The following is a 14,217-nucleotide window of genomic DNA, read 5'->3' as shown; positions in this document are numbered from 1 at the left end:
GTGGACGCGCGGCGGACGCTCACCGGTGTCTTGAAAACTGGCCCCCACCCCCGGGGCCGTCCGGCCAGGTCCCCATCCGCACCCGCGTGTCCGCCCGTCACCTGACACCGGGGAAGGTGCATCAGCTGACGGGCAGGTGGTTGCGGGTGGAGACCTCGCCGAACGACGTTTTACCGATGAGTCGACCGTGGAGTCACAGAATCCCTGGCAGCACCTCCTCCGACAGATCGGCAAAAGCCTGCTCTTGGTCGGCCAGATAGGCGCTCCAGGCGTGCGCGTCCCAGATTTCCAGCCGGGTGTTGGCCCCGATGACGACGCAGTCGCGGCGCAGGCTGGCGTATTCGCGCAGAGCCTGTGGAACGGTGATCCGGCCCTGCTTGTCGGCGACCTCGTCGGACGCGCTGGCGAAGAGGACACGGCTGTAGTCACGGACCGCCTTGGCGGTGACCGGCGCGGTGCGCAGAGCCTCGGTTATGCGCTGGAACTCCTCTACGGGAAAGACGTAGAGGCAGCGCTCCTGGCCTTTGGTGATCACCAGACCCTCCGCCAGCTCCTCGCGGTACTTCGCCGGCAGGAACAGCCGTCCCTTGTCATCGAGACGCGGGTGGTGGGTGCCGAGGAACACCGGCCTCACCTCCCGTGCCCAGCGGAGCGCCAGGCGTCACAGCCCTGCCCTCCACTGCGCACCACCATACTCCACTTCTCTCCACCGTCAACTGATTCCACGCCTCTTCACGACGGGTTTCACCGCCATTTCCCCAGTTCAAATGGGGTGGTGCGGAGTGGAGGGGGTAAGCGGCCCCTCGTACGCCCTGGGCGTGTCGGGTAGGCCCGCCGAATAGGCTAAAGATCATGAAATAAACCGGAGCGCGGTGAAGAATGATGGAAGGCCGAACCCCGCCCCGTCACCGGATCGGCACGCCACCCGTACAGGACCGCGACAGCGGCGGCACACACTATGGCTGTTTACCCGGAATCAGCCCTGATGACCGCATAAAGTCGCCGAGGGAACGCACGGCGCCGTAGTGTCGGTAAGCAGAATGAGTTACGGGATCGCAAAGATTCCGCAACGGCAACCCCCCGGCGCGCAACCGCCGCACCCTCATGGAGGCCTGGTGGCAGTAACCCATGACGTCTCACCACAGCTCGATGATCTTGTTGTCACCGCGCACCGGATCCGCCAGTCGATCGAATCCGTGATCGAGGGCAAGAGCGACGTCGTCCGCCTGACCTTGACCGTACTGCTCGCCGAGGGGCACCTCCTCATCGAGGACGTGCCCGGAGTCGGCAAGACCATGCTCGCCAAGGCGCTGGCGCGGTCCATCGACTGCCCGGTGCGCCGCGTGCAGTTCACCCCCGACCTGCTGCCGAGCGACATCACCGGAGTGAGCGCCTACAACCAGCAGACCAGGGAGTTCGAGTTCAAGCCCGGCCCGGTCTTCGCCAACATCGTGGTGGGTGACGAGATCAACCGCGCGTCGCCGAAGACCCAGTCGGCGTTGCTGGAGTGCATGGAGGAGCATCAGGTCACCGTCGACGGCGCGACCTACCGGCTGGACTCCCCCTTCATGGTGATCGCGACGCAGAACCCGATCGAGATGGAGGGCACCTACCCCCTTCCCGAGGCACAGCGCGACCGGTTCACCGCCCGGATCGCGATGGGCTACCCCGCGCCCTCCGCGGAGCTGGAGATGCTCGACGTGCACGGCGCCGCCTCCCCGCTGGACAAGCTGGAGCCGGTGGCCACCACCGAGCAGGTGAAGGCGCTGATCGAGGCGGTGCGCGGGGTCTACGTCTCCCAGCCGATCAAGAAGTACGCGATCGACCTGGTGACCGCCACCCGCCAGTCCCCCGACCTGCGGCTGGGCGCCTCCCCCCGTTCGACCCTGCAGCTGGTCAGGGCCGCGCGGGCGCACGCCGCGCTCGCGGGCCGCGACTACGTCATCCCCGACGACCTGCAGGAACTGTGCGTCCCCGTCCTGGCACACCGGCTGCTGCCCAGCATCGAGGCCCAGGGGCAGCGCCGCCCGCCCGAGCAGGTGATCGCCGACCTGGTCCGCCGGGTGCCCGTGCCCGAGGCCCAGACCCGGTGACCTCCGGCCTCAAGGCGCTCACCGCCCGCGGCCGGTCCTTCCTCGCGTCCGGCGTCGCGGCGCTGCTGTGCGCCTTCATCCTCGGCGAGCACGACCTGCTCAGGATCGGCGTGCTGGTCATCTCGCTGCCGCTGCTGGCGGCCATGGTCGTCGCCCGCACCCGTTACCGGCTGAGCTGCGCCCGGCGCCTGGACCCGCCCAGGGCCGAGGTGGGCAGCGAGGCCACCGTGACGCTGCGGCTGGAGAACGTCACCCGGCTGCCGACCGGCCTGCTGATGATCGAGGACACCGTTCCCTACGCCCTCGGCGCCCGCCCCAGGTTCGTCCTGGACCGGGTGGAGGCGCAGGGAATCCGGGAGATCGACTACCGGGTCCGTTCCGACCTGCGCGGGCGTTTCGGCATCGGACCGCTCTCCATCCGGATCAGCGACCCCTTCGGCCTGGTCGAGCTGACCAGGTCGTTCACCATCAGCGACACGCTGATGGTGACGCCCCAGGTGGTGGCCCTGCCCCACGTCCGCCTGGCCGGCGAGTGGACGGGCGGCGGCGACAGCCGTACGAGGAGCGTGGCGGCGGCAGGGGACGACGACGTCGCGCCGCGCGAGTACCGCCAGGGCGACGACCTGCGGCGGGTGCACTGGCGCTCGACCGCCAGGCACGGCGAGCTGATGGTGCGGCGCGAGGAACAGCAGTGGCAGAGCAGGGGTGCGCTGCTGCTGGACACCCGGCGCTACGCCCACCGGGGCGAGGGCCCGCGCTCGTCGTTCGAGGCGGCGGTCTCGGCCGCGGCCTCCATCGGCGTGCATCTCGCCCACGAGGGTCTCGGCCTGCGCCTGGTCACCGACCAGGGTGCCGAGCACCTCACCGACAGCGGGCTGAGCCTGTCGCTGCTGGACACCCTGGCCGTCGTACGGGCCAGCACGGCGCGGTCGCTGGAGTACGGCGTCGGCGCGCTGCGACAGGGCGGCGGCGACGGCCTGATCGTGGCCGTGCTCGGCAAGATGGACCTCGAACAGGCTCAGGAGCTGTCCAGGGCCAGGCACGGCAACGTGACCGGCGTGGCCGTGATGCTGGACGTGGAGGCGTGGGAGCATCCCGAGCTGGGCGAGGACGAGGAGTTCCAGGCGGCGCGGTCGGTGCTCACCGGAACGGGCTGGCGCGTCGTGCGGCTGCCCGCCGGCGCCTCCGTCGCGAGCGTGTGGCAGGACGTCGCGCAGCGCGGACGATTCGCGGCGAGCAGGGGTGGCTCATGAGACTTTCCATCGCGTCGGGCGTGGCCACCGGAGCGGTCGCGATCGCGCTCTACCCGCTCTTCCAGGGCGGTGCCTGGTTCTGGTCGAGCCTGGGCGTCATCCTGGTCGTGACCGGGATCGGCGTGCTGGCCGGCCACTACACGCTGCCCGGCTGGCTGGCGCCGCCCGCGCAGGTGCTGGGCGTGTGGATCTACCTGACGGCGGTGTTCGCCGGGGACGAGGCGTGGGCGAGGGTGGTCCCCACCTGGGACTCGGTCGCCAGGCTGGACAGGCTGCTCACGACGGGCTTCGCCGACATCCAGCGGTTCGCCGCCCCGGTGCCCGACAGCACCGGCATCGTCCTGCTGACCTGCGGCGGCGTCGGCCTGATCGCCGTCCTGGTGGACCTGCTGGCCGCGCGGCTGCGCAGGGCGGCCCTCACCGGGCTGCCGCTGCTGGCGCTGTTCACGGTCCCGGCGGCGGTGGTCGCCGAGCCGATCAGCTGGCCGGCGTTCATCATCGGGGCCCTGGGCTACCTGGGCGTCCTCGTCGCCGACGGGCGGGAGCGGGTCAGCCGCTGGGGCCGCGCGGTGCTGGTGCGCCGCACGTCGTCCTTCACCGTCACCCGGCCCGCGTCCTCCGACAGCGGGGCCCTGCGGCTCTCCGGCAAGCGCATCGGCTTCACCGCGATCGTGCTGGCCGTCCTGCTGCCCGCGCTGCTGCCCACCATGGAGCCCAACCCGCTGTTCGGTTTCGGCGTGGGCAACGGCAGGGGCGGCGGCAACTCGATCAGCATCCCGAACCCCATGGTCAACCTGCGCGGCCAGCTGTCGCTGCCGGAGAACTCCACCGTCCTGACCTACAAGGCCAGCGACAGCACGCCGCGCTACCTGAGGATGTACTCGCTCGACATCTTCGACGGCGAGCAGTGGACGATGTCGGAGCCCAGGGGCCGTCCGGAGGACCGGACGTCCGACGCGCCGATGCCCCCGCCCCCCGGCCAGAGCGCGGGCGTGCCCGTCACCCCGGCGACCCTCACCGTCACGGTGAGCGACCAGGTCAGGAGGCTGAGCTTCCTCCCCCTGCCCTATCCGGTGTCCAAGGTCACGGTGGCGGGCGACTGGCGGCCCGACCGCGACACGCTCATGGTCTTCTCCACGCGGAACACCGCCGGGGGCCTGACGTACCAGGCCGTCACCGCCGAGCCCGAGCCCACGGCCGACCGGCTCAAGACGGCGGCCCCGCCCGCGACGGCGATCAGGGAACGGTACCTGACGCTGCCGGAGAGCCTGCCGGAAGAGATCAGGCGGCTGGCCCTGCAGGAGACCGAGCGGGACGCCGGCCCGTACGAGCAGGCGATCCAGCTGCAGGAGTTCTTCACCAAGAGCGGCGGGTTCACCTACAGCCTGGCCACCCAGGGGCACAACGGCCCGGCGCTGACGGACTTCCTGATCCGCAACAGGACCGGCTACTGCGAGCAGTTCGCCGCCTCCATGGCGGTGCTGGCGCGCGTCCTGGGCATCCCCTCCCGGGTCGCCATCGGCTACACCGGGGGCAGCGTCACCTCCGCGGGGTGGCAGGTCCGCACCCACGACTCGCACGCCTGGCCCGAGCTGTACTTCGAGGGGACCGGGTGGCTCCGCTTCGAACCCACCCCGGCGGGCGGAGCGGGCCAGGGCAGCGCGACGGTGCCGTCCTACACCCGCCCCGAGGTGGCGCCGGACACCCCCGACGAGCCGAGCGCGGCACCGTCGTCGGACCCCACCGGCTCCGACTCGCCGACCGGGCCGGCGAACGACCGCCGCGACGAGATGCTCGACAGGGAGTTCGGCGGAGCGCTGACCCCGGTGGACGAGGGGATGCCGCCGGCCGGCCGGATCGGCATCGGGGTCGCGATCGCGCTGCTGGTCGCGCTGATCCCCGCGCTGATCCGCTGGCAGCTGCGGGTCAGCCGCCGCAGGTCATACTCACGGCGGGCCGGGGACCCGGCCGACGGGGCGCCGGCCGCTGCGGATCCCGGCGGTACCGCCTCCCCCACGGGAGTCAGGGCGGGGCGCCGGGAGCCGGCGGTGACGGCCGCGTGGACCGAACTCGACGACGCCCTGTGCGACTACGGGATGTCCCGGCAGGCGAGCGAGAGCCCGCGCGCGCTGGCCGGGCGGCTGGCGGAGCAGTACGTGTTCGAGCCGGAGGCCGCCGCCGCGCTGGCGAGAATCGCCGCGGCGGTGGAGCGGACGCTCTACGCCAGGACCCCGGGTGAGATCGGTACCCTGCGCGAGGACATGCGGAGCGTGCGCCGGGCGCTGACGGCGACCGCGACCCGCGGCAGGCGGATCAGAGCGGTGCTGCTGCCGCCCTCCACGCTCCTGCGGATGCGGGCGCTGGGCGGGCGGGTGCTGGACGGTTTCGACCGTCTGGAGAACATCCGGTTCCGCAGGCCCGCCAGGAAGGGCGCCTAGCGCCCCCGGTGATCGGGACGCACGACCGCGTCCCGATCACCGGGGACGACGATCGAGGCGCCGGGCCGGGATCCTCGGCCGCCGGGAGGGTACGGAACAGTAACCCTCAGGACGGGGTGGCGAACGATCGCTGAGCGCGCGGGGAATCGGCGGACGAGGGGCCGGTGGATGACGCGGGCCGCTCGCACGCCGCGAGTGGCCCTCGCCGGCACAGGGGGATCCGTCAGGGAGGGAGCCCGCCGCGGACGGCGGCGGGCCCTGCCGGGCTAGCGCTCGTCGTGTCGACGGCGCCAGCGCTCCTCCATTCGCTCCATGAAGCTCTGGCGGGAGCCGGCACGGCGCCCTCCCTTGCCTCGCGGCTGATCGGCGGGCGTGGCCGCGTTGGCCTCGCCGAAACCGTTCATCCGCTTCCAGCTGGACAGACCCCACAGGCATGCGGCGAGCATGACCACGAAACCGCCGACGCCGAGCGGGATGCCGAGCGGGACGTTGTTGATCACGACGCCGACCATCAGCAGGACGACGCCCAGGATGAAACCGATGAAGGCCTTCACCAGGCGGCGCCTGTAGTGGCTGCGAGGATCACTGATCCTGACGGTATTGGCCCACTTCGGGTCCTCGGCGTAGAGGGCCTGCTCGATCTGGTCGAGCAAGCGCTGCTCGTGCTCAGAGAGCGGCACGGCGCCTCCCAAGGACAGCCCCAGGACGGGGAAGACGGTGACGGACGACACGGGGTGTCCGAACCTCGCGGTCGGTTATCCCCAGAATACGAGGCTGTAGACGTAGACGAAAGAAAACGTCCAACGTAGTCCAAACCGGAGGCGGAATCATGGATCTATTCCATCAAACGGAGGGCGAACAAGGGAGGCCGGAAGGACGGCATCATGACCGAATCTCCGGACCGCCCTGTCCATCGCCTGCTCGGCCTCCCGCCAGCCCGTCTCGCGCTCTCCGAGACCGAGCTGCCGGGTCGCCCCGGCGGCCGGGCTGAGGTTCTCCACCCGTACGCCGACCAGCCTCAGGCGGACGTTCTCCAGGCCGGAGGCGGCGTAGAGGGCGCAGGAGACGTCGTACAGGATCTTGGCGACGTCGGTGGGCTCACGCAGGCTTCGCGACCGGGAGATGGTGGTGAAGTCGGCGCGGCGGAGCTTGACGCTCACCGTGCGGCCGACGCTGCCACCCTTCCTGAGCCGGGCGGCGACCCGCTCCGAGAGCCGGAGCAGCTCCCTGCGGATCTCCGCGGGATCGGCGATGTCTGTGGCGAAAGTCTCTTCCGCGCCGATGCTCTTGTCGGGGACGTCCGGGGTCACCGGGCGCTCGTCGCGCCCCCAGGCGAGCGCCGACAGGTGCGCGCCCGCCGCCTGGCCCAGCTCCCGCTGGAGCGTGTCCACCGGGACCCGGGCGAGGTCGCCGACGGTCTTGATGCCGAGGCGGGCCAGTGACTGCTCGGTGCGCTCCCCGACGCCCCACAGCGCCGCCACCGGGAGCGGGTGCAGGAAGTCGACCACCCTGTCGGCGGGCACCACGAACAGGCCGTCGGGCTTGCAGTGCTGGGAGGCGAGCTTCGCCACGAACTTGCTGTTGGCGACCCCGACGGAGCAGGTGATGCCCTGCTCGCGCTCGACCTGCTCACGGATCATCCGGGCGATCGCCGTCGGCGGCCCGAGACGCTTGCGGGCCCCGCCGACGTCGAGGAACGCCTCGTCGGAGGCGATCGGCTCGACCTCGGGGGTGAAGGTCTGGAAGATCTCCATGACGCGCCGGGAGACCTCCGCGTATTTGCCCCGGCTGGGCGGGATGATCACCGCCTGGGGGCAGAGCCGTCGGGCCCGGGTCATGGGCATGGCCGAGTGCACCCCGAACCTCCGGGCCTCGTAGGTGGCGCTGAGCACCACCCCGCGCGCCCCGGGCGCGCCGATGATGACGGGGGTGCCCCGGAGCTCGGGACGGTCGCGCAGCTCGACGCCCGCGTAGAAGGCGTCCATGTCGACGTGAAGGATCGGGCAGCCGGTGTCGTCCGCCCCCAGATCGGAGCCCGGGCGCGGTATCTGCTGCTTTCTCGACACGGCGCCATCCTACGGGAACAGACGTTCGACGCGGCGTTCACCGGTGGCCAAGCACGTGCAGTTGGGTCGCGATGTCGCGGAGCACCGGGTGCGCCGCCGCCGCCTGCTCCAGGGCGACCAGGGCGCGGGCGGCTCCGGGCTCGCCGTCGAGCAGCCTGCTGGGCACCAGATCGGCGAAGACCCGCACACCGTGGACCTCGCCGGGCGCGAAGCCCGTCACGGCGAGGAGCCGCTCCAGGGCCTCGCGGGTGAAACGCCTGGGCGTGGGGTCGCGGTCGCCCCACCGGCCCTCGGGGTCGTCCAGCACCTGGCGGGCCTCGTCGAACCTGCCGGCGATGGAGCGGTGGAGCGCGGCGGCCAGCGGGTTGGCGGCGAGGACACTGATCACGCCGCCCTCGCGCAGCAGGCCTGCCATGGCCCTCACCGCGCCGGCCGGGTCCTCCACGTACTCCAGCACGCTGTGGCAGAGCACCAGGTCGGTGCCGCCGGTCGGGAGCAGCTCCTCCAGGTCCGCGGCGTCACCCTGCAGGGCGCGGACCTCCACCCCCGCCTCCGCCGCGCGGCGCTCCAGCGCGGCGAGCGAGTCGGGACTGGGGTCGACGACCGTCACGGCGTGCCCGAGGCCGGCCAGGGGAACGGCGAAACCCCCCGTACCGCCTCCGGCGTCGACGATGTCGAGCCGCTCACGGCCTGTCGCGGCCACCCGCTCGGCCAGCACGGCACTCAGGACGTCCCACACGACCGCTGTGCGGACCGCGGGAGTGCCCGGCTGCCGTGAGATGCCTACGGCGTGCAACTTCAGATCGCCTCCTCGTACGTTGACGTCCTCCACGGCCCGAGAGCCCCGGATTTCAGCACCCGACCGCCGGTCGGGTCTGTCGGTTCGCGGTTCACCGGCCCGGGTAACCCCGAAGCCTCCCCGCGCAGACACGGCACGCCCTGCCGCGTTTGAAACCACAAGTCCCACCTGGCTGCCGCGGGACCCCCCAACCCTAACGGGTTGAACCGGCAGGGCGAGAAGGGTTTCCTTCTTGCCCGAAGGACAGGGTGTTCATCCTGATTGTCCAACGACAAGCCCAGCCTACGTCGCGCGTCCCCCGGCGCGGCCCAAGGACTTATCCATACTCGCGCTTGATCGAGTCTTTTTCCGGACGCGGACCGCCCCCGCGGGCAAGCCCGGAGGAAAGGGGACACCTCCGGCGGAGGGGGCACCGCGCGGGGAGACCGGGGCTCCGGGCTCCCCGTGGCGGCGTCTAGAGCGCCAGGGACGGCTTGAGCTGCTTGAAACGGGCCATCAGGCCGTTGACGAACTGCGGCGACTCGTCGGTCGAGAGCTCGGAGGCCAGGCTGACCCACTCGCTGATGACGACGCCCTCGGGGACGTCGGGCATCCACAGCAGCTCGTAGGTGCCACCGCGCAGGAGGTTGCGGTCGACCGCCGGCATGCGGTCGAGCGTCCAGCCCTCGGAGTAGGTGGTGATCAGCTCGTCGATGCGCGCCCGGTGCCTGCACACGCCCTCGACGATCGTCGTGGTGTACTCGTTCACGGGCGGCTCGGCCCGCGCGAGGCGCTCGGCGAGAACGCCGAGCGGGTCCTCGCCACGCGCCTCGGCCTCGAAGAGGATGTCCAGCGCGCGCCTGCGCGCCTTACCCCGTGCCGACATCAGGCGCGGCCGAGATAATCGCCGGTGCGGGTGTCGACCTTGACCTTCTCGCCGGTGGTGATGAAGAGCGGCACCTTGATCTCGGCGCCGGTCTCCAGCGTGGCGGGCTTGGTGCCGCCGGTCGAGCGGTCGCCCTGGAGGCCGGGCTCGGTCTCGGCGACGATCAGCTCGACGGCCGCGGGCAGGTCGACGTAGAGGACGTTGCCCTCGTTGATCGCCACGGTGGCCAGCATGTTCTCCAGCAGGTAGTTGGCCGCGTCGCCGACCGCCACCCTGGTGACGTGGAGCATGTCGTAGTTCTCGGTGTCCATGAAGACGTAGTCGTCGCCGTCCATGTAGGAGAACTGCATCTCGCGCTTGTCGACGTTGGCCACCTCGACCTTGACGCCCGCGTTGAAGGTCTTGTCGACGACCTTGCCCGATAGCACGTTCTTGAGCTTGGTGCGGACGAACGCGCCGCCCTTGCCGGGCTTGACGTGCTGGAACTCCACGACGGCCCAGAGCTCACCGCCGTCGAGCTTGAGCACCAGGCCGTTCTTGAGGTCGTTCGTCGTCGCCACTAGTCTCTCCTGCGTACGGCCGCTCTTAAAGGACGAGCAGCTCTTTGGTCGTCCGTGTGAGAAGTTCCGGCCCGCCATCGCGCACCACGAGCGTGTCCTCGATGCGGACGCCGCCCCTGCCGGGAAGGTAAACCCCAGGTTCAACGGTTACCGGAACTCGATCCTCAAGTCTAGCGTGCCCATGGTCGCGCTCCGGCTCTCGTGAAGATCGTTCCGGCTGCGGGGAGTCCGCCGGCTCCCCCGGGTGGTCCTCCGGCCCTGCCTGGCGGTCCTCCGGCTTTCTCTGGGACAGGAACGGCGCCTCGTGGATCTGCAGCCCGACGCCGTGGCCGAGGCCGTGCTTGAAGAACTCCCCGTACCCCGCCTCCCCGATCAGGTCCCGGGCGGCGGCGTCCACCTCGTGGAGCGCCGCGCCGGCCCTCGCGGCCAGGACGCCGGCCCGCTGGGAGGCCTGGACCAGGTCGTACAGCTCGCGCCGCCACCCCGCGGGCTCGCCGATCGCCACGGTCCTGGTCATGTCGGCGTGGTAGCCCCGGTACAGCGCCCCGAAGTCCATGGTGACCAGGTCCCCGCGCTCCAGCGGCCGGTCCGCGGGCGAGTGGTGCGGGATCGCGCCGTTGGGCCCACTCGCGACGATCGAGTCGAAGGCGAGCCCGTCCGCACCCAGCTCGATCATGCGGCGCTCCAGCGACCTGGCGACCTCCTTCTCGGTCAGCCCGGGGCGCAGCTCGGGCAGGACCTCGGCGAAGGCGCGGTCGGTGATCTCGCACGCGGTGCGGATCAGGTCGAGCTCGGCGTCGTCCTTGACCATGCGCACCGACTCCACCACCCCGGACAGGCGCAGGGACTCCCCGCCCAGCCGGAAGTAGCCGGCGACGGACATGTGGTCGGCCTCGATGCCCGTCCGGCCGCTCTCCGGCAGCAGGGCCCCGGCGACGTCGGACTCCTCGACCACCTCGATGTCGGCGCAGACGCGCCGGGCGGCCCCGATGTAGCGGGAGTCGGTGGCCAGCGTGGCGGTGGCGTCCGCCCGCACCAGGACGGCCGCGTTGGAGCTGGCCAGGCCGGTCAGGTAGCGCACGTTCACGCCGCCGGTGACCAGGAGCGCGTCCACCTCGTGAGCGGGCAGCAGGGCCGCGAGGTTCGCGCGGCGGCGGGCATGGGTGGCGGTCATGACACGCATGCTATTAACCGCTTTGACCGGATGTCGTCACCGTGGTCGTGCCCGGTCCCGCCACCCTCCCGCCCGATCGCGCGCTTGTCCTGGCCTCGTACCCACGCCGGCCGCGCGCCCGTCCTGGTCACGCGCCCGTCCTGGCCGCGCCCACGTTGGCCGCGCACTCGTCCAGCGGGAGGCGGGAGAGGCGGACGCGTGCCCGTCCGCGGGCGAGGGGGGTCAGGAGGCGAGTTCCCTGACCTTCTCGATGAGCCGGACGCGCTCCTCGTGCGTGCCGGCCAGCGGGGCGACGTTCAGGGTCGTGACGCCCGACTCGCGCATGGCCTGCAGGCGCTCGCGGACGTGTCCCTCGGGGCCGATCAGGGACATCTTCTCCAGCAGCTCGTACGGCACGAGCGCGGCGGCCTCGTCCTTCTTGCCCTCCAGGTAGAGGTTCTGGATCTGCTCGGCCTCCTTCTCGTAGCCGTACCTGCGGGCGAGGTCGTTGTAGAAGTTCTTGCCCTTGGCGCCCATCCCGCCGATGTAGAGGGCCGCCATCGGGCGGCCCAGCTCCAGCCAGCCCGAGACGTCGTCGCCGATGGCCAGCGAGGCCTGCGCGATCACGTCCAGCTCGCCCAGCGCCGGGTCCCGCCTGGCCTTGCCCGCCGCCAGGGAGGCGCCCCACACGTCGGCGGCCTTCTCCGGCACGTAGAAGATCGGCTCCCAGCCCTCGGCCAGCTCGGCGGACAGCTCGACGTTCTTGGGACCGATGGCGGCGATCACGACGGGGATGCGGTCGCGGACCGGGTGGTTGATGAGCTTCAGCGGCTTGCCCAGGCCGGTCCCCTGGCCGGCGGGGAGCGGGACGGTGTAGTGCCTGCCCTCGTAGGTCAGGCGCTCGCGCCTCCAGACCTGGCGGCAGATCTCGATGACCTCGCGGGTGCGGCCGAGCGGCGCGGTGTACGGGACGCCGTGGAAGCCCTCGATGACCTGCGGGCCCGAGGCGCCCAGGCCGAGGGTGAAGCGGCCGTCGGAGACGTAGTCCAGGCCCGCGGCGGTCATGGCCAGCAGTGCGGGGGTGCGGGAGTAGATCGGCAGGATGCCGGAGGCGATCTGCAGTCTCTCGGTCCTGGCGGCGATGTAGCCCAGCTGGCTGACCGCGTCGAAGCTGTAGGCCTCGGCGACGAAGACGATGTCGAGACCGGCCTTCTCGTAGTCGGCCAGCTCGGCCACCGTCTCCTTGAAGCCCCCCGAGTAGTTCAGGGCCATACCGATGCGCATCGTGAGATCGTCCTTCCGCGGTGCCGACGAAACCGAATGTTGTTCCGTTGTCTCGGCAACAAAGGTTATCGACTCACCGCCGAAGCACCAAGCCCCGCGCCGCCGCCGCCGGGCCGGTAGCCTACGCATTCCGGGGTAGGGGACCCCGGGAGGGCTGGCGTTCCGGGGGCAGGTGACCGCCGGAGGGTGGACGAGGAGCGATGTGCTGAGGCGGTCGATCATCGTGACGGCGGGAGCGCTCGCCCTGATCCTCGGGGGGCATCGGCTCCTGCCGGAGCTTGGCGGTTTCACACCCGTGCTGGAGAGCCTCCTCCCCTGGCTCGGGGTCGCCGTACCGGTCCTGCTGGTCTGCGCGCTGGCCACCCGCTCGTGGCAGGTGGTCCTCGCCGCGATGGTCCCGGCGACCGTGTGGGGCCTCATGTTCGGCCCGACGCTGCTGCGCAGCCCGCCGGGCGGGCCCAGCGACCTGTCGGTCGCCACGCTCAACGTCGGCGCGACCAACGCCGACTCGGCCGACGCCATACGGTCCGTCTCCAGGGACCGCGACCTGGTCGCGGTGCAGGAGCTGACCGCCGGCGGCCCGGCGGCGAAGGCCCTCAACGAACGCTTCCCCTACCGCTACCGGATCGCCACGGTCGGCCTGTGGAGCCGGTTCCCGATCGCCGAGGCCCGCAAGGCCGACATCGGCCTCGACTGGGCGCGGGCACTGCGCGCGGTGGTCGTCACCCCCAAGGGCAGGCTGACCGTGTACGTCATGCACCTCGCCTCCGCCCGGCCCGGCCAGACCGCCCAGCGCGACGAGACCCTCGCCCACGCCCGCAGGATGGTCGACAGGGACGACAGCCGGCACCTGCTGCTGCTCGGCGACCTCAACACCGCCACCACCGACCGCAAGCGCTCCGGCCTGGTGCCGCCGCTGTCGGACGCCCAGCAGGAGGCCGGTACGGGTTTCGGCTTCACCTGGCCCGCGTCCTTCCCCGTCACCCGGCCCGATCACATCCTCTACCGCGGCATGGTCGCCACCAGGGCGGGCGTCGAGCGGGCCGCGGGCAGCGACCACCGCGCGGCCGTCGCCTCACTGCGCCTGGCCGCCTAGCCGCCCGGCCTCCCGGCCGCCTGGAGATCCGGGAGCCCGAGCGGCCAGGAGCGCGGACAGGTCGGCCGGGGTGTCGATGTCGGCGGGGTCGGCGACGTCGTCGCAGGGGACCGCGACAACCAGTTCGGGATGGGCTCTCAGGAACGGGCGGGCGCCGGCGTCGCCGGTCGCGAGCCGGGCGACCTCCCCGAAGTGCTCCCTGGCGATCAGCACCGGGTTGCGCCGCGCGCCGCCGTAGGTGGCGACGGCCACCGAGGCGCCCTCCGCCGCCGCGTCGACGAGCCGCCGCACCGCCCGCGGGCCGACGAACGGCTGGTCCACCAGGGCGATCACCACGTGCTCGGCGGTCGCGGGGATCGCGTCCAGGCCGGCTCTGAGCGAGGAGCCCATTCCCGAGTCCCACCGCGGGTTGTGGACGGTCACCGCTCCCCGCACCCGTACGGTGGCCGCGCCGAGCACGACGACCACGGGACGGCAGCCGCCGTCGTGGAGCGTCCTGACCCCCCGGTCCACCAGCCGCTCCCCGCGGAACTCCACCAGCGCCTTGGGAGTGCCGAGCCGCGAGCCCGACCCGGCGGCCAGCAGCAGCCCGGCGATCGGCGGGCGCCCG

At 71.6% G+C, this 14,217-nt stretch carries 13 protein-coding genes; 4 read left to right on the top strand and 9 right to left on the bottom strand.

Annotated elements, in window-relative coordinates; all coding sequences use genetic code 11:
- Nucleotides 1-193 precede the first annotated feature (193 nt).
- Nucleotides 194-625: a division/cell wall cluster transcriptional repressor MraZ gene (mraZ, locus tag ACTOQ3_RS03540; protein WP_362848730.1), complete on the bottom strand. Its 432-nt coding sequence runs from the start codon at nt 623-625 to the stop codon at nt 194-196.
- A gap of 490 nt (nt 626-1,115) precedes the next feature.
- Here mraZ and ACTOQ3_RS03535 point away from each other — a divergent pair, with 490 nt between their 5' ends.
- From ACTOQ3_RS03535 to ACTOQ3_RS03525, 3 genes are read left to right on the top strand one after another with little or no spacing between them, the layout of a single operon-like run.
- Nucleotides 1,116-2,093, top strand: coding sequence for an AAA family ATPase (locus tag ACTOQ3_RS03535; RefSeq protein ID WP_362676400.1), 978 nt, complete (start codon nt 1,116-1,118; stop codon nt 2,091-2,093).
- A complete protein-coding gene (locus ACTOQ3_RS03530; protein ID WP_440081964.1) occupies nt 2,090-3,346 on the top strand; it encodes a DUF58 domain-containing protein in 1,257 nt (418 codons plus the stop codon). Before ACTOQ3_RS03535 ends, ACTOQ3_RS03530 begins: the two co-directional genes overlap by 4 nt.
- On the top strand, nt 3,343-5,784 hold the full coding sequence (locus ACTOQ3_RS03525) for a transglutaminase family protein (RefSeq protein ID WP_440081963.1): 2,442 nt from the start codon (nt 3,343-3,345) through the stop codon (nt 5,782-5,784). The genes ACTOQ3_RS03530 and ACTOQ3_RS03525 overlap by 4 nt, the downstream gene beginning before the upstream one ends.
- A 266-nt stretch (nt 5,785-6,050) precedes the next feature.
- On the opposite strand, the gene ACTOQ3_RS03520 is transcribed toward ACTOQ3_RS03525, so the two are convergent.
- The 7 genes from ACTOQ3_RS03520 to ACTOQ3_RS03490 form a co-directional block, all read right to left on the bottom strand.
- Nucleotides 6,051-6,464, bottom strand: coding sequence for a DUF3040 domain-containing protein (locus tag ACTOQ3_RS03520; RefSeq protein WP_344747391.1), 414 nt, complete (start codon nt 6,462-6,464; stop codon nt 6,051-6,053).
- 147 nt (nt 6,465-6,611) lie between these two features.
- Nucleotides 6,612-7,850, bottom strand: coding sequence for a DNA polymerase IV (locus tag ACTOQ3_RS03515; RefSeq protein ID WP_440081962.1), 1,239 nt, complete (start codon nt 7,848-7,850; stop codon nt 6,612-6,614).
- A 37-nt stretch (nt 7,851-7,887) separates the two neighbouring features.
- Nucleotides 7,888-8,646, bottom strand: coding sequence for a class I SAM-dependent methyltransferase (locus tag ACTOQ3_RS03510; protein WP_440081961.1), 759 nt, complete (start codon nt 8,644-8,646; stop codon nt 7,888-7,890).
- 457 nt (nt 8,647-9,103) lie between these two features.
- A complete protein-coding gene (gene nusB, locus ACTOQ3_RS03505; protein WP_362676410.1) occupies nt 9,104-9,514 on the bottom strand; it encodes a transcription antitermination factor NusB in 411 nt (136 codons plus the stop codon).
- Nucleotides 9,514-10,074, bottom strand: coding sequence for an elongation factor P (efp, locus tag ACTOQ3_RS03500; RefSeq protein ID WP_362848715.1), 561 nt, complete (start codon nt 10,072-10,074; stop codon nt 9,514-9,516). The genes nusB and efp overlap by 1 nt, the downstream gene beginning before the upstream one ends.
- A 25-nt stretch (nt 10,075-10,099) precedes the next feature.
- On the bottom strand, nt 10,100-11,248 hold the full coding sequence (locus tag ACTOQ3_RS03495) for a M24 family metallopeptidase (RefSeq protein ID WP_440081960.1): 1,149 nt from the start codon (nt 11,246-11,248) through the stop codon (nt 10,100-10,102).
- Between the two features lie 222 nt (nt 11,249-11,470).
- The gene (locus ACTOQ3_RS03490; protein WP_440081959.1) at nt 11,471-12,511 is read right to left on the bottom strand and encodes an LLM class F420-dependent oxidoreductase; all 1,041 of its coding nucleotides are present in this window, start codon (nt 12,509-12,511) and stop codon (nt 11,471-11,473) included.
- Between the two features lie 202 nt (nt 12,512-12,713).
- On the opposite strand from ACTOQ3_RS03490, the gene ACTOQ3_RS03485 reads away from it, so the two are divergent.
- Nucleotides 12,714-13,607 (top strand): endonuclease/exonuclease/phosphatase family protein, encoded by an 894-nt coding sequence (locus tag ACTOQ3_RS03485; RefSeq protein ID WP_440081958.1) that lies wholly within the window; start codon nt 12,714-12,716, stop codon nt 13,605-13,607.
- On the opposite strand, the gene ACTOQ3_RS03480 is transcribed toward ACTOQ3_RS03485, so the two are convergent.
- Nucleotides 13,587-14,204 carry a nucleotidyltransferase family protein gene (locus ACTOQ3_RS03480; protein ID WP_440082176.1) on the bottom strand — a complete coding sequence of 206 codons (618 nt, stop codon included), beginning with the start codon at nt 14,202-14,204 and terminating at the stop codon, nt 13,587-13,589. The two genes, ACTOQ3_RS03485 and ACTOQ3_RS03480, sit on opposite strands and share 21 nt — an antisense overlap.
- Nucleotides 14,205-14,217: the final 13 nt, after the last annotated feature.

It is taken from the genome of Streptosporangium sp. LJ11 (assembly GCF_051918945.1).
GTDB lineage: Bacteria > Actinomycetota > Actinomycetes > Streptosporangiales > Streptosporangiaceae > Streptosporangium.
The sequence above is the reverse complement of the archived record's forward strand: the minus strand, read 5'-3'. Positions and strand labels throughout refer to the sequence as shown.